Consider the following 24,560-nt stretch of genomic DNA (forward strand, 5'->3'; position numbering starts at 1 on the left):
AAGAGCAGATCAGGGAAAGGAGGAAACAAGTTGGAGGACAAAGAAATTGCAATTATTGGGTTAGATATTTCTCTGCCGAATGCAGATACGAAGGAAGACATGTGGGCATTTCTTCAGAAAAAAAGAGTATCCAGCGGTGGGTTTCCTGAGAACAGACTGAAGCAGATTGCCAGTCCTTTAAGACAGACAGATACAGTGAAGGGTTCCTATTTTGAGCATATTGATCAATTTGACCATAAATATTTTAAGATATCTAAAAAAGCAGCGGATTATATGGACCCGAATCAACGATTGAGTCTCGTTTCAACAACTAAAGCATTAGAAAACAGTGGGTATCTGAATAAAATCAAGGGGACAAACACAGGTGTCTATGCCAGTGTAAACTCTACTCAGCAATATCAATATTTTCTATTGATGCAACAATTTGATCTGCGTCCGGATTTGTTGGGTATGCTCAATTCCGCAATCGCCAGCAGGATAAGTTATACATTTGACTTGAATGGTCCCGCGGTGATGACCGATACTGCTTGCTCCTCATCTTTGTATTCGGTTACTCAGGCGTGTAATGATTTGCGGGATCACAAGGTGGATACGGCACTTGCGGTCAGTTCAAATTTATATGTAAAACCCGGCAGTCAGGAAGAGAAACTGGTAGATATTTTATCTGTGGATGCAAAAACAAAGACCTTTGATGCCAGAAGCAGCGGGACTTCTATGGGTGAGGGTGTTGGAACCGTCGTGTTGAAACGTTTGGCGGATGCACAAAGAGATGGTGATTACATTTATGGTGTGATCAGAAATTATGCGGCAAATAATGATGGGCGGACAATGAACATGTCTGCGCCGAATCCGCTTGCACAGCTAGACGTATTGAAGCAGGCGTGGGAACCGCTGAAAAACGAACTGGATCAGCTTGCATTTATTGAGGCACATGGGACAGGAACGGCAATTGGAGACACGATTGAAGTAGAGGGATTGGACAGTTATTTTTCAAACCAGTCCATTTCCAGACAATCGATCGCTCTCACGGCTTGTAAGGCGAATTTTGGACATTTAGATGTTGCTTCTGGATTATTATCGTTGATTAAAACAACAATCAGCCTGAATCGTCGACAACTTGTCCCTCATCCGGATTTTCAAATACCTAATGAAGAAATCTCCTTTGAGAAATCAGCATTTTTTATTCCTGATAAAGAATACGACCTGAAACCAGGGGCACTGGCAGGTGTCAGTTCTTTTGGAATGACAGGTACAAATGTTCATGTTGTTTTGCAGGAATATGAAAATACAACGCATCAAACGACAGGTTCTGTTGGGTTAAATCTACAATCGTATTGGCTCAAAGTAAATAGAAACTCCTTTGAAAAAAAGAAAAATGCAACTGTAATTGATATAGATAATGAGTTGTTGGTGCAGTATCAGCTGAAACTGGCAGATGTTTGGGAGATCAACGAACACAAATTTCAAGGTAAGAGTTTGATGGTCGGAACCAGTTTTATAGAAATATTGGCGCAAGGGCTTACTGATACAGCCTATGATCTGAAAGCTTTTGAACTGAGAAATCTTTCTATCGCTAATCAGCTTTCTATTGAAACCGAAATTTTTAAATTATTACTGGCGATAGATAAACAAACAGGAGCTGGACAACTTTTCTTTTCGGCGGATGATAGCTGGAAAGCTTGGGTGACATTCACTTTGAAAGAAAAGGAGAGAGCAATATCTGCTGAACGCCTGCTAAAGGAAGAAGCACTTGATGAGATAGAAGTGGTCCGAGTAGTTGGGGAAAATCCAGGAGAAGACATAGAGATTTCGGCTCGCTGGGACACCGTTGAATGGCTAGGCATCAAGCCAGATAGGACCGCTGCCTTGGTAAAATTAAAGGTGCCGTCAGAACATAAAGAAGAGTTTAGAAACTATCATTTTTATCCGGCATTACTTGATCCGGCATTCAATGCGATCAATAGAACACTGGAGCCATCCGATGTTTTATTCCCATGGCATTGGGATGCAATCCATGTTTCTGAAGTCAAGCTTGAGGGAACAGAATTTTACTCTGAAATATTCTTGACAGATAAAACAAAGGATAAGATTGGCAATATTATTTTGACTTTCGATGTTCGAGTGTTTGATGAAAATAATCAACTGATTCTATCGTGTAAAGATTATAAAGTTAAAAATGCAGTGATGACTAAAAAATGGGAAATCGATCATACATTTAAAACAGAGTCTTATGAACAGCAAAATTTTCCGAAGGTTGACAGACGAGCAAGTACATTGCAAATCGTCCATCGTTCGCTAAAGAAAGAACTGGTGGCTAGGACAGACCGAGTCATTTATTTTGAGGATTTGTCAGAACTTTTATCTGAACCGCTATTACTTGAGGGGATAAAAGAAATTGATTTTTGGGATCAGCAGAATCAAAACATAGAAATGCTGGCAGAACGACAATATGATCTGGGACAGTTTTTACTGAAAATCAATGCTGAAGGGAACATCCAAACCTTTAATTACCTTAATAAACATATTTTTTCTTATAAGAGCAGGATGAATGCAGGAAATAGAGCTATTGCGTTAGGCACCTACTCTCTTAGACTGGAAGTCCATTTTGCAATTCGTCTGATTGATATGGATAAGAGCAATGCATATCTGGTCGATCAAGCATTCGCGGAAGAGGAATTTATTGTAATTAGGAATGGATACAGCTTTATTGTTCGGTTTAAAAACCAACGAATCAGTGTGACAGAAAAAAACAAATTCGAAAATAAAGAAATTCTGATTGTTGGAGGCAGCTCCGGTATAGGGCTGGCTTATACGAACTATCTAACTGAGAAACACCCAAAAGTCAGAGTGACTATTGCAGGGAGAAAAAAACGAGGTTCTAAAGATTTTGAAAAGGAGAATATTACATATGTTCAACTGGACATTACTGACGAGGAGTCAGTCAAGAAGTTTGCAGCATTTCAAGGGGAGAAATTCTCTTATATTCTGAATTTTGCAGGCGAACCGGCAGAAGGTCTGTTCGTTAAAAAATCGAAGAAAGAATTTTGTAGGAGAACTGAGAGCAAGATCAATGGCTCGATTTACTTAAGTAATTACTTTTCCGAAGCGCATGAAATTATCCACTTCTCTTCCTTGGCGGGAATAATAGGAGCTATGGGGCAAACCGAATATTGTCTGGCAAATGCCTATCAATCGGGACTTACTGATGAAGGATCGAACATTCGCTCCTTGAATCTGACTGGTTGGAAAGATGTGGGGATGTCTGTGGGCAAGGAGGATCTGCTATTTGAAAAAATTCAGACAAACGCAGGAGTACAGTTGGTGGATGCTTATGTTCATTCTTCCCTAAAGACAGCATCTATGTATACCCCAAAAAGACGGGCAGAGGAATATGCCACGATTTTAAGAAAAAACACGAAAATAAAAACAAAGAATAAAGCAACTGTAAAAAATAATGATACAGAAAAACAGGTCATTGAAGCTTGGAGAAATGTATTGGGTGAGGAAGACTATTGTCTAAAGACTAGCTTCTTTGAGCAAGGAGGAGATTCGATTACGATCGTTCAGCTATGTGAGGCACTTGAAAAATCCTTTCCGAATATTTTCGATGTAACGACTCTATTTTCTATCGCAACAATTGAAAAGCAGGTTGAATTGATTAACCAGAAAATGAAGCCTGAGAAAAAAAGTAAATTGAAAGATATCAGCTTTGATGCAAAAGAAATGCTGGATTTTTTAACTAAATAATAGTGAGGAGTAATGTAATGAACGTAAGTGAATATTTATTTAATCAAATTCAATCTGGTGATTTAGATAAAGAAACAGGAAAACAATTGTTAGAGGATGTTGTACCTGAGGATATCGCAATCGTAGGGATGTCTTGTGAATATACAGACGTAGACGGTATTCATGATTTTTATAATATGAATCGATATGGAACACGCGGTTTTAAGAAATTCCCGGAGGAACGAATCAAATACATTCCGAAGGATCACGATTACTTGTTGCGTGGTGCGGATCATTTAAATACTACGCCGGAAAAATTTTTAGAACGTCTTTGTCAGGAGCAAGGCAGCTATTTAGAAAATCTTGATTTATTTGATCCGGAATTCTTTGGTCTTTCTGAGGAGGAAGCAAAGTATATTGATCCTACTCATCGCCTGATTCTTGAGCACTCTTATCTGGCATTAGAGGATGCTGGAATCAAAATAGATGACATAAAGGATAGTAAAACAGCAATTTATGTGGGAAAGGATAAGTCAATCACTGCCAATTACCGTTCAGAAATCGAAGAGGATTCTAATTATGTGAATTCAGGAACGTGGGAAGGGATATTGGCCAGTCGATTAAACTACCTATTTAATCTTTCCGGAGGCTCTTTTGTTATTGATACTGCCTGTTCTTCTTCTTTAGTTGCCGCTCATATCGCAGTTAAAACTTTACGAGAAAAAGAAATCGACACAGCAATTGTTGGTGGGATCGCTTTGGGATTGTTCCCAAGACAGGGAAGCACAATCGACCAATACAGTGATGTAGAAACATCAAAACCATTCTTGAAGGTTTTTGATGCACAATCTGAAGGAACAATCTTCGGCGAAGGTGCCGGTATTGTCGTCCTTAAAAGATTGAAGGATGCGATCGCAGATAATGACAATATTCATTCAATCATTCGAGGCAGTATGATCAACAGTGATGGTAAATCAAACGGTCTGACAGCTCCGAATCCTCATGCACAGAAAGACTTGCTGCTGGATGTTTATGAAAGAAACATGATTTCTCCGGAAAGTGTTGATTACATCGATGCCCATGGAACAGGGACGAAATTGGGTGATCCGATCGAGGTACGGGGGTTAACAGATGCGTATAGAAGATATAGTGATAAAAAAGGTTTCTGTGCTTTAACCAGTTTGAAAGAAAATATTGGTCATACAGTTGGAGCAGCTGGTGTTGGTGGACTGATCAAGATGTCTTTGGCTTTACAGAACAAAGAAATTTTTCCGGTTGAATCTTTTGAAGCACCGAATGAATACATTAAATTCGTTGACAGTCCGTTTTATATCCCTACTAAGTTGCAGGAATGGAAAAAAGGAAAACACCCAAGACGAGGTGGAATCAGCTCTTTTGGATTCAGCGGAACAAATGCTCATGTGATTCTTGAAGAGTATGAACATACTGAAAAAGAAGCAGTAGAAAAAATCTATCCAATCGTCTTTTCCGCGCAGACGATGGAACAAATCCTTGAGCAGCTGGAAAGTTATCAAAAGCATGAAACGTATATTCGCAAAGGCTCTCTTCAAGATATTTCATATACCCTTGTTAGAAAGAGAAACCATTTTACTACCCGACTTGGATTTGAGGCGGGCACCATGGATGAGCTTTTTGAAAAAATTGAACAAAGCATTCAATTGTTGGAGGGAAGAACACATAGACAAGGTATTTTTGCTTCGGAAGCAGCAGCGATTTCCGGTGATTTGAAAAAAATGATGGATCACAGATTGAAGAATGAAAGTGACAGCTTCGAATTGAGTGAATTGATCAAATTGTATGTAGAAGGATATGATTCCGCATTACAACAGTTCAGCTATCAGGATGCCAAGGTCCAATCATTACCGGGCTATAAATTTAAAAAGCAGTCTTTATGGGCAAATGTCAGAAAACATAATATTTATGAAAATGTTGAGCCGGGATTGGAAATGCCGACCCGACTGATCAAAAAACAAACATTGAAAACACCTAAAAATGACATTTATGCTGTGACATTATCACCCAAAGACTGGTTTGTGGATGATCATAGGATTCAGGGGAAGCGAACCTTCTCCGGTACGACATATACGGAACTGGCAGCAGAGCTTGCAAGTATTTACTTTGATGACCCGGCTTATGAAATCGAAAAGCTGCTTTTAAAAAATCTGATTCAGTTATCGGACACAGAGGCATCAAAAACATTTTATGTACATGTGAATAAAGGGGAAGAGAATCAAGTAGAGATCAGCGTTTATTCATATGAAGAGGGGGATTTGAATAAATACGTGGAACATGCAGCATTTGTTCTGAAAGCTCTGCGTGATTTCAACTATGAAAATCTGGATGTAGAAGCAGATCTGGAACGTAATCTGGAAGCAGCTATTTTTCCTTCTGATGAGAGTGATGCTTTTAAGGGGCGATGGGAATTCAAGGAACAAAACTTCCGCTATATCAACAAATCTGAAAATGAAATCATTGCTGCTCTTACGTTGAAGCAGGATTTCCTGATTGATAATGAAGAATTTTATCTACATCCTTCCATTTTAGATGGACTTTTGGGTGGAATGGTTTATGAACGAGCACAAGCGTTCCAAAAATTCTATCTGCCATTATCTTATGGAAAATTCACTTTTACAGGAAATAGCTTTACCAGAACAATGTATTCTAGGTCTGAGCTTCTTTATGACATTGAACAGGACCATGATGTGATCTCAGCAAATGTATCTTTATATAATGAAGTAGGACAGCTGGTTGCTTATCTGGATAAATATACGATGAAATCAGTTAAAAATGTTTACTTTACTCCTCATTTCCATAATGTAGTCTGGCAAGAATCTGGACTGAAGGAAACTGTTCACTTACTTGATGGGGAATCAAACGTATTGGTTTTAACCAATCAGGACAATCTGAAAGTTGGAACGGAAAAGATTCATTATCAAGACTATCAACGACTTGAAGAAAAAACTGTATCTGGAAAATATGATTATATTATCTATGCTCCGTGGTTTGGAAAAGCTGTCGTAGATAGTGCAGAGATTGAACAAGAATCTCTTTACTATTTCGAATTCGCTAAAAAAGCAGCTAAGTTTCTGAATAGAAACGGCAAGCTGATTCTTGCAGCAGATAATGGTTTCTTTATTAATGAAAATGAAGGAAAAGTAAATCCGTTAAACTATGCGTTATTAAGCTCAGGAAGAATTCTTGGCTTAGAGAATACTGGGATCACGTCGTTAATGATCAACTGTGAATTATTGGATAGTCAAAAACTGATAGCTCTGGCTCAAATGACAGAATTGGAAAATAGGAAAGTGATTTATAAAGCAGGGAAAATCTTTATTGAAAAGCTTGTAGAAATGGAAGAAATAGAAAGCCGGAGCTTCTCATTAGAAGATGAGGATTGTGTGATCGTTACTGGTGGCTATGGTGGTATCGGTTTGGAATATGTCGGTAAGCTGGTTGAGTTTAACCCTGCTAGCAAAGTAGCTGTTTTTGGTAGAACCGATGTATACACCCAGTTGACTCAAAAAGCAGAGCTGACAGAGCAGGAAAGTCAGAAGTTGAATAAAATACAGCGATTGATGGATAAAGGGAATATTCAATTTTATTCCTGCGATATCACTGAAGAGTATAAGGTAGAACAAGCGATCGAATCCATCAGTAAAGAAAGAACAATCAAAGGTGTAATCCATCTGGCAGGAGTGCCGGAGGACGGCATGTTGTTCTCTAAAACACCAGAAGAGTTTTTGAAGGTCGTTTTACCTAAAGTAAAAGGAACACTGCTGCTGAAAAAATGTTTGCAGAATCAGCCATTGAAATTTTTCCTAATGAGCTCATCTATGACAACAATCAGCGGATCACCGGGACAGTTTTCTTATACGTTTGCCAATTCATTTTTAGAAGGCTGCTCTATGACTGCACCTGAGATGAAAACAGTCTTGTGGCCAGGTTGGAATGAAGTCGGAATGGCCCTTGACTTTGGCGACATGGAAGAAGCAGAGAAGTATCTATTGATGAAATCACTTAGTACAGCAGCAGGTGGAGAATACTTAAATCTGTCGTTTAGTAAACAATTTAATAAATTGATCATGGGCGAATTCAACCCCTTGAATGCTGAAAAATTCTTAAGTCCATATATATTGCTGCCAGATGAATTTCTAGCTGTTGAAGGAACGAATGAGGATACAGAGCAAGGAGAGTACGTTGTAAAAAATTATGAAGAGCTGACCATCATGGGGGCTGAGGAGCAGGACGAAATTGAAAAGTTCATTACCGTAATTTTTGCTTCTGTATTAGGTTTGGATGAAATTGATGTAACGAAATCGTTTACAGAGCTGGGTGGTGATTCTCTCAAGGCATTTGGAATCTATAGCCCGGTAGCTGAGCAATTTGAAATCGATATCGAAGTTGCAGATGTCTTCATTTATCCGACCGTCAATCAGTTAAGTGACTATGTCAAGGAGTTGATAGAAGAAAATGCAGCATGAGCGTGAAGTTGTCATCGTAGATTGTATCTACGATATACCCAATAAAACATCTCTTGGAAACGCAACAGTTAAAACGACTATCAAGGATAACAAAGATATTTTAAAGGGAAGATTAAAGGAGATGGAGAAGCTCCAAGAAACAGAAATTACCTTTAATGATTCATTTCATGGCGTATTTTATGAATCGATCGATGAACGGTTTCCATTGGAAAGTATTTCTTTAGATAAGAAAAGATATTTGATTTCAAGTGAAAAAATCACACTGTCTCTTTTGAATAGTTTATTGAAGCGAAACCATATCGATCAGAAAAAGGGCTTTCTATTGACACTTGGAAGTGCTAATACAGACAGTCTGTCAAAATACCAACTGATTGAACGTAATGGGGAAACGCTGGCTCAGAATTTTGAGCTGGCCGATCCTCTGGGATATCTTAAACTGCTTGATTATCAAGGCACATTTGCAGTAGAAAGCATTAGTGAAGCATCAACTTCAGGAATTGCCTCTCTCTACAATGCTTATATAAAGATAAAGGAAGGGGCATTCGATACAGCCATAGTTGGTGGTGCCAGCGCGGTCACTTTCCCAGTACCATTTGAATTTTCGCAATTTGGAGTAGGGGATGAACGATTCATCGAGCCCTTTGAGGAAGATGCAAAAGGTCGTTATTTTTCAGAAGGAGGGGCCGCATTTCTGCTGAAAGAAAAACAGCAGGCAGAAAAAGACGGTGATCAGATTCTTGCGGAAATCAAGGATATCTCTTCTGGCACGATGGGAAATGTCGTCGTGAATAGAAGGGCAGTAAAAAAAATGCTGGAACGTTCTTTTTCTAAAGCAGCTGTGGCGTCGAATGACAATATAGTCGTTGAGCTGTACGGTCGTGGGAACGAAGTAGATGATGCGGCAGAGTTTTCTCTGGTGAAGAACCTCAAGAAAACGTATAGCAACCTAAAAGGAGGATTTTTTAAAGAGGACATCCACTACGTTGTAGGCTATTATTCTTTACTAGGCTTATGTCGAATGCTGGATGCGGAGGATGAAAAAAGTGGAAGACTCATAAAAGAGCCCAACCGTTTAATTGGTCAAGTCGACGAAACGTTATGGACAGACCAGTTTGATGAAGCCGCTCTGATTTCCATTTTAGCATATTCTATGTACGGCAACATGTTTAACCTGTTGATCAAACGAGTCAATACAATGAACGAAGGGAGTGAAGTGTCATGAAAATTATATGCTTTCCGTATGCAGGTTCACACACACGAATCTTTACACCTTTACGTAACTATTTGAAGGAAAAGAGGGTTTCAGCAGAGATCATTGAGGTCGATTATGCCGGACATGGCAGACGCTTTTCTGAAACACTGATTCACTCGATCCAAGAAAATGCAGTAGATGTTTTCAAACACTTGCTTCCTGAACTGAACAAGGAGGAGCCTGTTATTTTAGTCGGCTACAGTATGGGCTCCTTGATTGCTTATGAAATAGCGAAATTAATGCTTGAACAAGGAATTGAGGTGAGCAGGCTGCTTTTCATGGCTGCAACACCACCGCATAAAATCGAAGTTTCAACTGAAACCTACGAGGATGAAGATGACTTTCTAAAAAAATGTCAGACATATGGTTTGATCAAGGAAGACCAATTTAAATCGAAAGAATTGAGAAAATTATTTTTACCGGCTTTGTTCAATGATATTACGTCTGTTGATCATTATAACTTAACCAACAACTATCAACGAATATCGTTTGATAGAAAGGTTGCGGTTTCTGTTTTCCAAGGAGAGATGGATGAGACAGTTTCTTCTATCAACAAATGGCAGGAACTATCTGATGGACAAATAGCTCTTTATACCTATCCGGCCGGTCATTTCTTTTACTACGATTGCCAGGAAAAGCTGTTTGCAGATATCTATACTGCTTTAACTGATCAATCAAAATCATTGAATACAACAACAGACAGGGGGAGGAAAATAGATGGAAAATTTATTGTCACTGCTAAAGCAGAAATTGCTGGAAAATCCTGAAAAAGAAGCAATCATAGAAAAAAACAGAACAATTACGTACAGCAGGCTCAATGCGCTATCGAATAGCTATTTCAAAAAATTAGAAGCGGCCAATGTACAGCCGGGAGAGGTAATCGGAGTTGAGCTGGACCGTAGTATAGAAGCAATTGCAGCCATGATCGGTATTTTGAAAATCGGTGCGGCGTACACAGTCATCAATAAGGATTATCCTGAAAGCCGAAAACAAATGATGGTAGACACGCTAAACATACGAATGATCATTGATGAAAATGATTTGTCGGATGATATGGATGGATCCGTCTGGTTATCTAAGCATGAGCGAAAGGAAGACTCTCTCTGCTATGTAATCTTTACATCAGGGACCACCTCTGAACCAAAAGCGGTTGGGATCCCAGATCGCGCAGTTGTCCGTTTGATCCATGAAGAACGATTAGGCTTGAGTCCAGAGAAGACGATATCCCATATCAGTCCACTGGAATTTGATGCTTCCATTTTAGAGATATGGGGCGGTCTATTGCATGGTATGACCATTTCTCTACTGACGAAGACTGAAATATTAAGTATCTATAGCGTGGAGGAAAGAATCAATCAAGGTATCGATATTATGTGGGTCACCTGCTCATTATTCAATTTTTGGATGGATAAAAAACCTGAGATGTTCAAAAGCCTGAGTCATGTGATTGTTGGAGGCGAGCAACTTAGTCTTTCTCATGTCAAAGAAGCCTTGAACTACACAAAAGTGATTAATGGCTATGGCCCAACTGAAAACACTGTGTTTACAACATTGGATGTGATGGAAAATGATGTTGAAGAAATTTGCATAGGTACGAGTATTTATGGCACAGAAACCTATATTATAGATGAACAGGGACAAGAAAGTAGTGAAGGCGAGCTCTTTGTCAGTGGTGCCGGGATTGCTTTAGGCTACTTGAATAATGAAGAAAAGACGGCAGAAGCCTTCGCCGAATGGCAGGGAAAAACGATTTACAAAACCGGAGATCTGGTTAAAAGAGGTGAAGATGGCAGGCTGATTTATATTGGCAGAAAAGATACACAGGTAAAAGTAAATGGGTACAGAATTGATTTGCAGGAAATCGAAGCAAATGTTAAATCGCTGGGAGTCAAGAACTGTCATGCTTTTGTTAAGGAGCGAAAGATATTTTTGGCAGTCACAACACAGCATCCTCGGTTATTGGAAGAATTAAGACAGCGATTGCCAATTTATATGTTACCGGCGAAAATCATCTGGGTATCGGAGTTGCCCCTTACTGCTAATGGAAAAACCGATACAGGGAAGCTGTATGAACAATACTTTCTTTCTACACCGGAGAAGGTCATTCGGATTCTTGAAAAATATTGCACTGGGAAAAAAATCGATCTGGCTACCAGTATTTTTGAACTTGAAGTCGATTCGGTGATCATTTGGGAGCTTGTACGTGAAATCAATGATCAATTCAATGTAAATTTAAGTTTTTTCGATGTTATTGAAAATGCTGTTGTGTCCGAACTGGTCAACTTGCTTGGGGGTGAATATCTTGCAGCGCACAATTTATGATTTTTTACTAAAAAAATACGATGTCTCTAAAAGAAAATTGAGTGGTTCAATGATCAGTCAAATGGAAGGCTACTTAAAAAAATACTGGTTCTTAAAAATTCTTGGGATCATCGCTTTCTTCACATTATTTATGCTTAATGAAAAAATGCGGAATGTAGAATCGTTTAAATTTGTGGGAGAAATGTTACTGATGCTACTATTTGTTACAGTTGCATACTTTAAATTTTCACCGGTTTGGTACATGCTTTCGCTGAGTCCCAGACGAAAATGGCTCGATTATTTATTGATCGGTACCGGGATTGTTCTTTGTTTGAATTTACCTGTTTATACGATCGGCAGCTACTCGCCGAATGCTGATACAATACAGCTGCTTTTGAAAGCGATTGGTGCTGGTATGATCATTCTGGGGATTTATCGAAGGCTTCACTATCAACAGTCAGGTGTTGTCTGGAAGTGTGCTGTATTCGGTGGATTGCTAATTATCGGAATGCTAGGCTTCCTTTCATGGGAGACCATTTCTCAAAATATTTATTTAAGCTTTTTGTTACTGATAAACAGTAGTTTTATTATCGATTTTGTCTTCTCGTTATTTTTGAAGCATAAAGTCAGCCTAGAGAATAAAGAGGGTAGTTTTGTTTAAAGGAGGGGAAAATATGATTACTTCCAACTTGCTGGAGCTTGCAGAGAAATCAATCGATCCTTTAGAAATATTGAGCTCCGATGAATTGAAACGCTATGAAAATATGTCGAGCGAGAAAAGAAAACAGGAATTTCTTGCCGGCAGATATGCATTGAAAACAAATTTACTGGAACATCGTTTTTCGACAGAAGAAACATACAATGACATTTCTATTGATTATGGATCGTTAGGTTATCCAATGCTCAGAGAAGGAGACTTTGAAATTGGGTTGAGCCATTCTCGAAACTATGTGTTTTCTGTTATTTATTCAAGGGAAAATATTGTCGGTGTAGATATTGAGACGATCAGAAGCGACATATTTTTAGAGAAGTTACTGACAGATTCGGAAAAAGAGCTGTTTATTGATAGTGATGTGACTTCAAAAATGGCATACATCCTTTTCAGTTGTAAAGAGGCGTTGGGAAAAGCGTTGAAAATCGGTTTACTTGCGGATTACTCAATTTATGAAGTAAAAAAAGTAGAAGATATGACGATACTGAATAACCAAGTCTTTCGACTGAGCTTTAAAAAGTTTCCGTTCCTTACTGCCTATTCTTTTGAAAAAGAAGAAGGTGAGATCTGCAGTTTTGTTGTACAGCAAGGGATAAAAGCTGAAAAGATATTGCAGGAGCTTATCTGATGTAGCAGGCTATAATTTGTTGACAGTAAAAAACAGGGGAATCTGTTGAAACGTTATAAAGTCAATTAATTTAAGATGGAACAAAGGAATTCTGAGGTCGGGTCAAAAAGAAAAATTGAAATGGTCCCGACCTCTTTGAAGTGAAAATTTCACATATGGAGGGAAGAAAAATGGATTATCCAGGCATTCAACAGACAATCGAACAATTTGATCGATCATCTTTAGCAGAATTTGAATTAAATGAAAATGGACGGGTGCTCCACATGACAAAAATAAGCACGATCAAACGAAATAAATCCGAGACAGAACGTTCATTACAGAAGAGTGCTATTGAAGACATAAGCGAACCACTGGTAGGACCTTCGGCAGAAAAAATGATTTGTGCCCCACTTGTGGGAATCGTTTACTTACAGCCGACACCCGATGCAGCGGCATTCAAAAAAGCTGGTGATTCTGTTAAGAAAGGAGAGGTAGTCTGCATTATTGAAGCAATGAAATTGATGAATGAGATCGTGAGTGATCAGGATGGAGTTATAGATAAAGTATTAGTGGAAAATGAAGCAGTTGTTGAATTTAATCAGCCATTATTTCGCATTTTACCCAAACTTTCAAAATAATAAAGTCTATGTCGGAAGGTAACATGAATCTGTTCCTTTTATCAATGTGTCGACAAAGGTCAAGCGTCGTGCATAGAAGCTTTTGCAAAGAATCCTATACATAGTTGAAAAAAAGAGGTGGAGAGATGTTTTCTAAAATTTTAATAGCTAATAGAGGAGAAATTGCTGTTCGGATTATTCGTGCTTGCAGAGAGCTGGGAATAAAGACGGTAGCGGTGTATTCAGAGGCTGACCGTGAGGCACTGCATACACAATTGGCCGATGAAGCTGTTTGCATCGGAACGGCCAAAGTCTCAGATTCGTATTTAAACATTCAAAATATTCTAAGTGCAGCCATAGTTACGGGGGCTGAAGCGATTCATCCCGGTTTTGGATTTTTATCAGAAAATAGTAAATTTGCTTCCATTTGCAGTGAATGTCAATTGACATTTATTGGCCCTCCAACAGAAATCATCAATGGGATGGGCGATAAAATGAATGCTAGAAACACAATGCTTGCAGCTGGCATTCCGGTAATTCCGGGGAGTCAGAGAAATATACGAACGTTAGCAGAAGCAAAAAAAACAGCAGAGGGCCTAGGCTATCCAGTTATGCTGAAAGCTGTTTCTGGCGGTGGTGGTAAAGGAATTCGAAAAATCCACTCTGGTGAGGAGATGGAAAAAAACTTTACAGCTGCCAAAAAAGAAGCCGCTGCCGCTTTTGGAGATGATGAGATGTACCTGGAGAAGGTCATCTATCCGGCAAGGCACATCGAAGTCCAAGTATTGGGCGATAAATTTGGTACGATTCTTCATTTAGGGGAACGTGACTGTTCCTTGCAACGAAATAACCAAAAGCTGATCGAGGAAACGCCGGCTGCTCATCTGACTGCTGATAAACAAGAAGAATTGTATGATCTTGCGCTCAGAGCAGCGAAAGCAGTTTCTTATGAGAGTGTCGGGACAATTGAATTTTTAATTGATAAAAAATCACAGGAAATCTATTTTATGGAAATGAATACTCGTATTCAGGTCGAGCATCCTGTAACTGAAATGCTTACAGGGATTGATTTGATTAAAGAACAAATATGCATTGCTTATGGGCATAAGCTATCTATTCAGCAGTCAGATGTGGTGTTTACGGGACATGCGTTGGAATGCAGAATCAATGCAGAAAACCCTGAAAATAATTTTGCGCCCTCCTGTGGAAAAATTCAAACCCTGCTGCTACCAAGTGGAGGTTTAGGATTGAGAGTAGATAATGCGATCTATCAAGGGTATGATATCCCGCCATTTTATGATTCGATGCTGGCTAAAGTGATCGTGCATGGGAAAAATCGAAAAGAAGCGTTGATGAAAATGAATCGAGCTCTTTCGGAGTTTGTCATAGAAGGCGTCAAAACAAATAAAGACTACCAACTTGCTTTGATCAATCACCCAGATATAGTGAATGGAAACTATACAACGGCATTTATCAATGAATGTTCAATTGACAATCAAACTGTAAAATAAAGTAGAACGCTCTATTAGGTATGCTGCCTTATATTTGGAGCCGTAAAAGCATGTGCCGAGCGCAGCATATGAGAGTTATAGGAGCGGTCTATTTCCAAGTGTAGTCGCTGTGTCATGGAATAAAGGGAAATAAGATTACTAGAATAAAGAAGCAGAGAAGTGACAGACTTGTTTCAAAAAAAGTATAAAGGAGGATAAAAATGAAATTATTCAGTAATACCGTATCTAGTGAGAGTCGTGGAAAAAGTAAGATAAGAGTCATTATTCCAGATGGATTATGGAAAAAATGTCAGAGCTGTAGTGCTACTTTTTATGCGAAAGATATAAAGAACGAGCAGGTATGTCCAGAATGTGGTCATCATTTTAGAATGAACGCTAATGATCGATTGGCCATTCTTTTGGATGAAGGAACTTTTGTTGAATGGGATAAGGAAAATGAGTGGAAAGATCCTATTCGTTTTCCAGGGTATCTTGAAAAACAAAAGAAATTGAAAGAAGATACAGGCTTGGATGAAGCTGTTATCACAGGAACAGGCGAGATACTCGGTGAAAAAACAGCAATTGGTGTGATGGATACTCGTTTTATTATGGGCAGTATGGGACAAGTGGTTGGTGAGAAAATCACACGGCTTTTTGAAAAAGCTGCTTTTCAGAAGTTACCAGTGATTTTGTATACAGCTTCAGGTGGAGCGAGGATGCAGGAAGGTATCTTTTCGTTGATGCAAATGGCAAAAATTTCTGCAGCAGTTCAACGATTTTCTGAGGGGGAAAAGCCTTATATAGCTGTTTTGACCGACCCGACAACGGGCGGTGTTACTGCAAGCTTTGCTATGCAGGGAGATATCATTCTTGCTGAACCTGGTGCGGTAATCGGTTTTGCGGGGAGACGGGTGATTTCTCAGACCACCAAGCAAGAATTGCCGGATGATTTTCAGAAAGCAGAGTTTTTACTGGAAAATGGATTTATTGATAAAATCGTTCCTCGTGTAGACCAGCGAAAAATGTTGAAAAAGATTTTAAAACTACACAGTCCAGTGAGGTGAAAAAAGATGATTAAAACTCCTTGTGAAATTGTTCAGGCAGCCAGATCTTTGGCAAAGGGATCTGCTTATGAATTTATTGATCATATATTTGAAGATTTCGTTGAATTTCATGGAGACAGATATGCCGGGGATGATAAAGCAATAGTGGGAGGAATTGCATATTTGAAGGATATCCCTGTTACCGTAATAGGGATTCAAAAAGGAAAAAGCTTGGAAGAAAATATTCAGGCCAGATTCGGTTCTCCTAGTCCGGAAGGGTATAGAAAAGCGTTACGCTTGATGCGTCAAGGTGAGAAATTTAATCGACCGATTATTACTTTGATCAATACGCCTGGTGCTTTTTGTGGAGTGGAAGCAGAACAGCGTGGCGAAGGAGAGGCAATTGCAAAAAATTTGTTAGCAATGAGTCATCTAAAGGTCCCAATCATTGCAATCATCACAGGAGAGGGAGGTAGTGGTGGTGCTCTTGCTCTTGCCTTAGCGGATGAGGTTTGGATGCTGGAATACTCGATTTATTCCATCCTATCTCCAGAAGGGTTTGCAAGTATCTTGTGGAAGGACAGTAAACGATCAGAAGAGGCTGCTGAAATTATGAAGCTGACACCTGCTGATTTGAAAAAATCTAAAGTTATTGACAAAATCATCAAAGAAACGGATGAAAATGAACTATTTTCTATGCAAGAAACAGGGCAGAGAATTAGTACTGATTTGCTGAAAAACTTGAAAAAATTGCAACGTCAAAATGTAAATGAATTGATAGAAAACAGATACTTGAAATATCGGGTGTTCTAAAAGTTGAAAAGCGATGAAGTGAGAATGGAGGATGGATCAGAAACAATGACTGATTACATCCTCTTCCTATGATTACCAGCATTGGCTATTTTCTACATTGATTGCCAAATAAAAGCTATTAGTGCGGTCAAAAACCTAGTTGCTTTTTTGCAACACTCTATTTTTTTATTAATCAGTCAATACAAATAAAAAATTCTCGTTTTTCGCATATAAAGCTCCCGTATTTTAATGTAATGGTCATTATCAGGACCATAAAAAGATTGATATCCAAAAAATACATGGATTCCGAAGTAATACTTTGTCTGGTAATCAGCAGGTTGCGAAATAGAAGGATCGTGTAGGATAGAACCAATAAGATAAACCATTACCGGAGAAACAGTTAGAGGTACCTTTTTTGTTATGTTGTCTTTGTGGAAAAACTTCTTCCAAACGCAATGCCTAGCGTCTATTTATAGTGACCTTGAACTGATTCGTACAGGTACGGGCACAAACGGTTTTGATCAATTAGAATATGCTTGATTTTCTTGGTAGTAGTACACAAACGGATGTATTAGGAAATCAGGAACGAAATACCCAGTAGCAGCACAAGCTTAAGAAGATGCATGCAAACCTTTGAACTCTTGATCAAACAGGAGTTCAAAGGTTTTTTTGTCTAAAATTGGTAAAATTGCCGACTTCTCGTTATAATTAAGTAAGAATGCATATCGTTCGCCTAGCGAATGGCAGTTGATGGGAAGGAGGGGCTTTTTTTGAGTAAGCGTAGAGAAGTCATTTATGAATATTTCATTCATCGAAAACGTGAGGATCAAAATGATGAAGGAATCACGACATTGGAAGTTTCTGAGCAGTTGAAATTTCAACGTACCAATGTCAGTAAAGACCTAAATGAATTGGTTCGGTTGGGCAAACTAATGAAAACAAAGACACGTCCGGTGAAGTATTACTTGGTAGAGGCATCGAAGACAGCGAGATTGGATGTTGAAGGACAAGTGACAGCAGATGCGTTTGAAAGAAAGGAGCTTCCAGTTGAGCACCAACATTTTTTCGCTCAAGAAGATGCCTTTACGCATTTAATCGGTTATCGTGGTAGCCTGAAAAACGCAGTAGAACAGGCGAAAGCTTCCATTTTATATCCTCCCAAGGGATTAGACTGTCTGATTACTGGGCCGACAGGGTCGGGGAAGACTTATTTTGCTCATTTGATGTTTCAGTATGCAAAAGAAAGGCAAATGGTTGAAGCATCGAAAAAATTAGTCGTTTTTAATTGTGCCGATTATGCGCATAATCCTGAATTGTTAATGAGTTATCTGTTTGGTTATGTCGAAGGTGCTTTTACCGGGGCGGAGAAGGAGCGTTCGGGCTTAATTGATGAAGCGAACGAGGGGATATTATTTTTGGATGAGGTCCATCGTTTACCTCCGGAAGGGCAAGAAATGATTTTTTATTTAATGGATCATGGGTTGTACAATCGTCTCGGTGAAGTCGGGAAAAATCGTCAGGCCAATGTTCGGGTGATTGGAGCAACGACTGAAAATCCAAGTTCTGCCTTGTTAGCGACTTTTTTACGTCGCATTCCCATTCATATTCAGCTGCCGTCATTTGAAAAGCGAACGCCACAGGAAAAAATGGAACTGATTCAAATGATGGTTGCACAAGAAGCGACCCGAATCAAGCGACGAATCTCCCTAACAGAAGAAGTCATTCGTGCGTTAATTGGCAGCGTCACTTTTGGAAATATTGGGCAATTAAAATCGAGTGTGCAGCTTGTTTGTGCTCGAGGTTTTTTAAATCATATGCAACACGAACAAATTGATCTTTCGCTAGCGGATTTACCTGAAGGGATTCGAGCCGGTTTGCGTTCGCTAACGAGTCGCCGTGAAATGTCGATGGGGCTAGCAGGTTACTTGCCGAACCAACTGATTGTCGATCCAGATCAAGAATTGAGCAATCCTTATTCTGATAGCTACGAACTCCCCTATAATCTTTATGATATTATTGGCAATAAGGCCGCGTTTTTGCGTTCAGATGGCGTTGATCAAGAAACGATTAATCACTTTATTTCGACGGATATTAACATCCATTTGCAATCTTTTTATAAAGATCATGGGTTCTCCTTTTCAACTGAAAATAAATTGAGTGAGTTTGTAGATGCCAAAGTAATTGCGGTGACCCATCAAATTTATCAACATGTCCAGGAGCATTTACCCGTTCATGCCCAACAAAATTTTATTTATGGAATGAGTTTGCACATCGCTTCTTTCTTAAAGAAGTTTGAATTAGGAGAAGAACGCTCCATTCATTCGAATATTCGTTTAATGGTTTCTGACTATCCTTTAGAGTTTCAGTTAGCGCAAGAAGTACAACAATTAATCGCCGACTTCTTTCGGATTGAACTGCCTGAAGATGAGACTTACTATTTGGCGGCTTTATTGATTTCTTTGCGGCACAGTCCTTCAGATGGGAAGATTGGCCTCATTATTGCCGCTCACGGAAATAGTACGGCTTCGAGTATGGCTGAAGTCGCGCGCCAGTTGTTAGAGTTGGAACAAGTTTTTGCTTTAGATATGCCCTTAGATATGTCACCTAAGATTGCTTTTGCAAAAATGAAAGAAATGGTACTGCAAGCAGATCAAGGAAGTGGCGTCTTACTGCTCGTTGATATGGGATCGCTCGCGCATTTTGATGAAAAGTTAGAAAGTGAAACGGGGGTAACCGTTCGAACCTTAGACATGGTGAGTACACCGATTGTGTTAGAAGCGGTGCGAAAAGCTGAGACGCTCGGCTTAACCTTAGATGATTTGGTTGAATCGCTTCAAGGGTTCCAAGGTTATAGTTTATTGAAGGAGATTCAAGCAGCGCAAGCACCAGCAATTGTTGATCGACCGCAAGCGATTTTAGCTATTTGTGCTTCGGGTGAAGGGACCGCTCAATACTTAAAAGAACAATTAGAACACGCCTTGGAGGACAAGGGAATCACTCACGTTGAAGTGCTAACAGAATCGGTCCTTTCAATTGCGCGACGGATACCGGAAATTCAAAAAGACTACCAATTACTGGCTGTGACTGGCGTGATGAATCCTCAAATAGATGTTCCTTTTCTTTCGCTGGAAGCTTTTTTTCAAGCAGATTTGGGAGAGCTATTAACGAATCTCCTTCTAGGTGAGGCGTTGCCTGAAGAGGTACCGCTAGAAAGTCTTGAAGCCCGCGAAGTGTGTCTATCGTATTTAGAAGAAAATATCTTGTTTTTAAATCCTGCGAAAGTGATTGACGTGTTATGGGAAGCGGCCACCAGCTTGTGCGATCACTGGTATGGAAAGAAAAAACAATGGCATTTTCAAATTCATTTTACCATGCATGTTGCGGGCGTTTTGGAACGCTTATTGCTTCGACAACCTTTAAGTGGGACGAAAGAAGAAAAGGCTCAAGTCCAGAGGCACCCACATTATACCGTGTTAAAAGAGGGACTCCATGAGATTGAAACGGCCTTTCATTTAGAGTTTCCTGAAATCGAACTGTATTATATTTTAGGAATGTTAGATACACAAGGCGAGACACAATAAATACACTAGAGTAGGAAATACTCCTAGTGTATTTATTTTTTTTGCTTTTTTGAAAAAAAACCTCTAGTGTATGGCTGAAGTTGGCATGCTTGTTGCTAGATACTAGAGAGAAGGGGTGAAAATATAGGGTGGGAGGTTAAGGAGATGGACATTCAATTAGCACGAATTGATGATCGTTTGATTCATGGGCAAGTTGCAACGGCTTGGACCAAAGAGACTGGCGTGAATCGAATTATCGTTGTGAGTGATGATGTCGCGAAAGACCCTCTTCGAAAGTTCATGCTACAAGAAGCGGCTCCTCCAGGCGTCAAAGCGAACGTCGTTACAGTGGGAAAGTTATTATCTATTTATACAAATCAATTATTGGCAAATCAAAAAATAATGCTTTTATTTACGAACCCACAAGACGTGGTTGCTTTAATTCGAGGAGGGGTTCAAATTCCTTCCGTAAATATTGGTGGGATGCATTTTGTCGCAGGGAAAAAAATGATCACGAACTTTGTTTCTGTCGATGAGAGGGATATTACAGCTTTTTGTTATTTAGACCGTCGTGGCGTTGTGTTAGAAGTAAGAAAAGTACCAGCAGATCGAAAAGTTTTTTTAATGGACTTATTAAAAAAACACAGCAAGTAAAAATGAATTATAGGAGGTAGAGTAATGGTAGGAATTATCCTCGCAAGTCATGGAGAGTTTGCCAATGGATTAATGCAATCAGGTGCGATGATTTTTGGAGAGCAAGAAAACGTCGCAGCTTGTGTCTTGCATCCAAGTGAAGGGCCAGATGATATCAAAGCGAAAATGCAAGCGGCAATCGACTCCTTTGATGACCAAACAGAAATTTTATTTTTAGTGGATTTATGGGGAGGAACGCCTTTTAATCAGGCCAATAGCTTGTTTGAGGCGCATAAAGAAAATTGGGCAATTGTATCAGGTATGAATTTACCGATGTTAATTGAAACCTATGCTGCCCGTTTATCCATGGATAAAGCGCAAGACATTGCTGCAGCTATTTTGGATACCGCCAAAGACGGCGTAAAAGTAAAACCGGAAGAATTAGAACCAAAAGAAGCAGTAACAGCAAGTGTTGCGGAAGTGCCACAAGGTGCCATTCCAGCTGGAACGGTTTTAGGTGATGGTGAAATTAAATTTGTTTTGGCTCGGGTCGACTCGCGCTTGCTCCATGGTCAAGTCGCAACAGCTTGGACAAAAGCAACCAATCCAACTCGGATCATTGTTGTTTCCGATGCGGTGGCTAAAGACGATTTACGGAAAAAATTAATTGAGCAAGCGGCACCGCCAGGGGTAAAAGCGAATGTCATTCCGGTTGATAAAATGATTGAAATCGCAAAAGATCCACGTTTTGGTGCGACGAGAGCGCTCTTGTTATTTGAAAACCCAACCGATGTGTTACGTGCGGTTGAAGGTGGCGTGAAAATTAAAGAAGTCAACGTTGGTTCATTGGCACATTCAACCGGTAAAGTCGTTGTGAGTAAAGTATTGTCGATGGGACAAGAAGATGTGGCGGCTTTTGAGAAATTAGAAGCCCTAGGGTTGACCTTTGATGTACGCAAGGTTCCGAATGATTCCAAAGATAATTTGGATGAATTGTTGAAAAAAGCGAAGCGAGAACTCGCTTAAATAAAAGAAATTGAGGAGGTTTATTATGTCTGATTTAAACTTAATCCAGATGATTCTAGTCGTATTTGTCGCTTTCTTAGCGGGGATGGAAGGGATCTTAGATGAATTCCAGTTTCATCAACCCTTAGTTGCGTGTACGTTGATTGGTCTCGTTACTGGGAATCTAGAAGTCGGTATTATTTTAGGTGGTTCTTTACAAATGATTGCGCTTGGTTGGGCAAACATTGGTGCAGCGGTTGCACCAGATGCAGCCTTGGCGTCAGTTGCTGCAGCAATTATTTTAGTTTTAGGTGGTCAAGGAAAAGCAGGAATTCCTTCTGCGATTGCGATTGCGATTCCTTTGGCGGTTGCTGGTTTGTTCTTAACAATGTTGGTGCGAACCATTGCTGTGCCAATCGTTCATTTAATGGATAAAGCAGCCGAGGAAGGGAATTTCCGGAAAATTGAGATTTTACAAGTATTTGCGATTGCAATGCAAGGGGTGCGGATTGCGATTCCAGCAGCAGCACTACTTTTCATTCCAGCGGAAACGGTAAAAAATACGCTAGAAATGATGCCTGCTTGGTTAACTGATGGCATGGCAATTGGTGGAGGCATGGTTGTGGCAGTAGGTTACGCCCTTGTTATTAATATGATGGCAACCAAAGAAGTCTGGCCATTCTTTGTTTTAGGTTTTGTGCTAGCGGCGATTTCTGAACTAACCCTGATTGGAATTGGAGCAATTGGTGTGGCTTTAGCTCTCGTTTATTTAAACCTTTCAAAAATGGGCGGTTCATCTACCGGTGGCGGTAGCAATTCAGGCGATCCGTTAGGCGATATCTTGAACGATTACTAAATCTAAAAAAGGAGGAAATCAAACAATGGCAGAAGAAAAAATTCAATTAACGAAAAAAGATCGTCTAGCAGTCGCTTGGCGTTCCACTTTTATTCAAGGTTCTTGGAACTATGAGCGGATGCAAAATGGTGGTTTCGCATTTTCAATGATTCCAGCAATTAAAAAATTATATGCTTCGAAAGAAGATCGGACTGCGGCATTAAAGCGTCACTTAGAATTCTTTAATACGCATCCTTACATTGCTTCACCAATTTTAGGGGTGACGTTGGCATTAGAGGAAGAACGTGCGAATGGGGCACCCGTCGATGACGTGGCGATTCAAGGGGTAAAAGTCGGGATGATGGGACCGTTAGCAGGTATTGGGGATCCAGTATTTTGGTTTACGGTACGTCCGATGTTGGGTGCTCTAGGTGCTTCCTTGGCTTTAAGCGGAAACATTCTAGGACCGATTCTTTTCTTTGTCGCTTGGAATATCATCCGTTGGGGCTTCATGTGGTACACGCAAGAGTTTGGTTACCGAGCAGGTTCAGCGATTACAGATGACTTGTCAGGTGGCTTGTTGCAAGATGTCACCAAAGGAGCATCCATTCTGGGGATGTTCGTTCTTGCCTCACTTGTCCAACGTTGGGTAAATATTTCCTTTACTCCTGTCGTTTCGGAAGTTACTCTTTCAAAAGGAGCTTATGTTGAATGGGATAAAATTCCGATGTCAAGCGAAGGATTAAAACAAGCCTTTCAAGAGGTAGGCTCTGGTAAGGCCTTATCCAATATTCAAGAAACCACGCTGCAAGCCAACTTAGATCAGTTGATTCCAGGCTTGGCGGGCTTGTTATTAACCTTACTATGTATGTGGTTATTGAAGAAAAAAGTGTCACCGATTCTTATTATCTTAGGATTATTTATTGTTGGGATTTTAGGCCACGTTGCCAATATCTTATAGAAAAGACCTGTCAGAGGCTAGAGGAGTGATCAAATGGTCGAATCGTTAAATACAAAAGTGGATCTTGTCATTGATGCGACGTCTTTTTCGGGCTTAACCGATTATGGGAAGATCATGATTGGTGATAAAGGGTTTGAATTTTATCATGGTCGTGATCCGCGAAAGTTTATTCAAATCCCTTGGGAGGAAGTCGATTTTGTTGTCGCTTCGGTCTTTTTTAAAGGAAAGTGGATTCCCCGCTATGGGATTCAAACGAAGAAAAATGGGACGTTTACGTTCTCGTCGAAGGAGCCGAAAAAAGTATTGCGACAAGTTCGGACCTATGTCGATCCTGATCGAATGGTTCATTCTCTGAGTTTCTTTCAAGTCGTGCATCGTGGACTCAAAGGTTTTTCTTTTAAAAGAAAAGCTCGGCCTTAATCGATTGAAAAGCAGTTGTCAGCCTGGTGCTTGATGACTGCTTTTTTTGGTGGAATGGGTTCATTTATGAAGGTTTTATTTTGTTAAAAGTCAAAAAAGCTGCT

At 39.7% G+C, this 24,560-nt stretch carries 17 protein-coding genes; all 17 read left to right on the forward strand.

Annotated elements, in window-relative coordinates:
- Window positions 1–30: 30 nt before the first annotated feature.
- The 17 genes from ACYSNO_RS07505 (at window position 31) to ACYSNO_RS07585 (ending at window position 24,456) form a co-directional block, all read left to right on the forward strand.
- Entirely contained in the window at window positions 31–3,747 is a 3,717-nt protein-coding gene (locus tag ACYSNO_RS07505; RefSeq protein ID WP_461730455.1) for an SDR family NAD(P)-dependent oxidoreductase, read from the forward strand.
- Between the two features lie 17 nt (window positions 3,748–3,764).
- Window positions 3,765–8,228: a beta-ketoacyl synthase N-terminal-like domain-containing protein gene (locus ACYSNO_RS07510; RefSeq protein WP_461730456.1), complete on the forward strand. Its 4,464-nt coding sequence runs from the start codon at window positions 3,765–3,767 to the stop codon at window positions 8,226–8,228.
- On the forward strand, window positions 8,218–9,450 hold the full coding sequence (locus ACYSNO_RS07515) for a beta-ketoacyl synthase N-terminal-like domain-containing protein (RefSeq protein ID WP_461730457.1): 1,233 nt from the start codon (window positions 8,218–8,220) through the stop codon (window positions 9,448–9,450). Before ACYSNO_RS07510 ends, ACYSNO_RS07515 begins: the two co-directional genes overlap by 11 nt.
- Complete coding sequence (locus ACYSNO_RS07520; protein ID WP_461730458.1) at window positions 9,447–10,247, forward strand: thioesterase II family protein; 801 nt, start codon at window positions 9,447–9,449, stop codon at window positions 10,245–10,247. The genes ACYSNO_RS07515 and ACYSNO_RS07520 overlap by 4 nt, the downstream gene beginning before the upstream one ends.
- The gene (locus ACYSNO_RS07525) at window positions 10,198–11,802 is read left to right on the forward strand and encodes a non-ribosomal peptide synthetase (protein WP_461730459.1); all 1,605 of its coding nucleotides are present in this window, start codon (window positions 10,198–10,200) and stop codon (window positions 11,800–11,802) included. Before ACYSNO_RS07520 ends, ACYSNO_RS07525 begins: the two co-directional genes overlap by 50 nt.
- Window positions 11,783–12,442: a hypothetical protein gene (locus ACYSNO_RS07530; RefSeq protein ID WP_461730460.1), complete on the forward strand. Its 660-nt coding sequence runs from the start codon at window positions 11,783–11,785 to the stop codon at window positions 12,440–12,442. Before ACYSNO_RS07525 ends, ACYSNO_RS07530 begins: the two co-directional genes overlap by 20 nt.
- 13 nt (window positions 12,443–12,455) lie before the next feature.
- Window positions 12,456–13,121, forward strand: a complete 666-nt coding sequence (locus tag ACYSNO_RS07535) for a 4'-phosphopantetheinyl transferase family protein (RefSeq protein WP_461730461.1) — start codon at window positions 12,456–12,458, stop codon at window positions 13,119–13,121.
- Between the two features lie 170 nt (window positions 13,122–13,291).
- The gene (locus ACYSNO_RS07540) at window positions 13,292–13,738 is read left to right on the forward strand and encodes an acetyl-CoA carboxylase biotin carboxyl carrier protein (protein WP_461730462.1); all 447 of its coding nucleotides are present in this window, start codon (window positions 13,292–13,294) and stop codon (window positions 13,736–13,738) included.
- Window positions 13,739–13,863: 125 nt separating this feature from the next.
- Window positions 13,864–15,228 carry an acetyl-CoA carboxylase biotin carboxylase subunit gene (accC, locus tag ACYSNO_RS07545; RefSeq protein ID WP_461730463.1) on the forward strand — a complete coding sequence of 455 codons (1,365 nt, stop codon included), beginning with the start codon at window positions 13,864–13,866 and terminating at the stop codon, window positions 15,226–15,228.
- Between the two features lie 200 nt (window positions 15,229–15,428).
- The gene (gene accD / locus ACYSNO_RS07550) at window positions 15,429–16,271 is read left to right on the forward strand and encodes an acetyl-CoA carboxylase, carboxyltransferase subunit beta (protein WP_461730464.1); all 843 of its coding nucleotides are present in this window, start codon (window positions 15,429–15,431) and stop codon (window positions 16,269–16,271) included.
- Between the two features lie 6 nt (window positions 16,272–16,277).
- On the forward strand, window positions 16,278–17,063 hold the full coding sequence (gene accA, locus ACYSNO_RS07555) for an acetyl-CoA carboxylase carboxyl transferase subunit alpha (protein WP_461730465.1): 786 nt from the start codon (window positions 16,278–16,280) through the stop codon (window positions 17,061–17,063).
- A gap of 749 nt (window positions 17,064–17,812) precedes the next feature.
- On the forward strand, window positions 17,813–20,623 hold the full coding sequence (locus ACYSNO_RS07560; RefSeq protein ID WP_461730466.1) for a sigma-54-dependent transcriptional regulator: 2,811 nt from the start codon (window positions 17,813–17,815) through the stop codon (window positions 20,621–20,623).
- 144 nt (window positions 20,624–20,767) lie between these two features.
- Window positions 20,768–21,256, forward strand: coding sequence for a mannose/fructose/sorbose PTS transporter subunit IIB (locus tag ACYSNO_RS07565; protein ID WP_461730467.1), 489 nt, complete (start codon window positions 20,768–20,770; stop codon window positions 21,254–21,256).
- Between the two features lie 24 nt (window positions 21,257–21,280).
- Window positions 21,281–22,261, forward strand: coding sequence for a mannose/fructose/sorbose PTS transporter subunit IIA (locus tag ACYSNO_RS07570; RefSeq protein ID WP_461730468.1), 981 nt, complete (start codon window positions 21,281–21,283; stop codon window positions 22,259–22,261).
- Between the two features lie 25 nt (window positions 22,262–22,286).
- Window positions 22,287–23,096: a PTS mannose/fructose/sorbose transporter subunit IIC gene (locus tag ACYSNO_RS07575; protein ID WP_461730469.1), complete on the forward strand. Its 810-nt coding sequence runs from the start codon at window positions 22,287–22,289 to the stop codon at window positions 23,094–23,096.
- A gap of 25 nt (window positions 23,097–23,121) precedes the next feature.
- A complete protein-coding gene (locus ACYSNO_RS07580; protein WP_461730470.1) occupies window positions 23,122–24,036 on the forward strand; it encodes a PTS system mannose/fructose/sorbose family transporter subunit IID in 915 nt (304 codons plus the stop codon).
- A 33-nt stretch (window positions 24,037–24,069) separates the two neighbouring features.
- Complete coding sequence (locus ACYSNO_RS07585) at window positions 24,070–24,456, forward strand: DUF956 family protein (RefSeq protein ID WP_461730471.1); 387 nt, start codon at window positions 24,070–24,072, stop codon at window positions 24,454–24,456.
- Window positions 24,457–24,560: the final 104 nt, after the last annotated feature.

Source organism: Enterococcus sp. LJL98 (genome assembly GCF_054871745.1).

Coding starts and splice junctions, on each gene's coding strand:
- ACYSNO_RS07510 (WP_461730456.1), top strand. CDS start 3,765: ATGAACGTAAGTGAATATTTATTTAATCAAATTCAATCTGGTGATTTA.
- ACYSNO_RS07515 (WP_461730457.1), top strand. CDS start 8,218: ATGCAGCATGAGCGTGAAGTTGTCATCGTAGATTGTATCTACGATATA.
- ACYSNO_RS07520 (WP_461730458.1), top strand. CDS start 9,447: ATGAAAATTATATGCTTTCCGTATGCAGGTTCACACACACGAATCTTT.
- ACYSNO_RS07525 (WP_461730459.1), top strand. CDS start 10,198: ATGGAAAATTTATTGTCACTGCTAAAGCAGAAATTGCTGGAAAATCCT.
- ACYSNO_RS07535 (WP_461730461.1), top strand. CDS start 12,456: ATGATTACTTCCAACTTGCTGGAGCTTGCAGAGAAATCAATCGATCCT.
- ACYSNO_RS07540 (WP_461730462.1), top strand. CDS start 13,292: ATGGATTATCCAGGCATTCAACAGACAATCGAACAATTTGATCGATCA.
- accC (WP_461730463.1), top strand. CDS start 13,864: ATGTTTTCTAAAATTTTAATAGCTAATAGAGGAGAAATTGCTGTTCGG.
- accD (WP_461730464.1), top strand. CDS start 15,429: ATGAAATTATTCAGTAATACCGTATCTAGTGAGAGTCGTGGAAAAAGT.
- accA (WP_461730465.1), top strand. CDS start 16,278: ATGATTAAAACTCCTTGTGAAATTGTTCAGGCAGCCAGATCTTTGGCA.
- ACYSNO_RS07565 (WP_461730467.1), top strand. CDS start 20,768: ATGGACATTCAATTAGCACGAATTGATGATCGTTTGATTCATGGGCAA.
- ACYSNO_RS07570 (WP_461730468.1), top strand. CDS start 21,281: ATGGTAGGAATTATCCTCGCAAGTCATGGAGAGTTTGCCAATGGATTA.
- ACYSNO_RS07575 (WP_461730469.1), top strand. CDS start 22,287: ATGTCTGATTTAAACTTAATCCAGATGATTCTAGTCGTATTTGTCGCT.
- ACYSNO_RS07580 (WP_461730470.1), top strand. CDS start 23,122: ATGGCAGAAGAAAAAATTCAATTAACGAAAAAAGATCGTCTAGCAGTC.
- ACYSNO_RS07585 (WP_461730471.1), top strand. CDS start 24,070: ATGGTCGAATCGTTAAATACAAAAGTGGATCTTGTCATTGATGCGACG.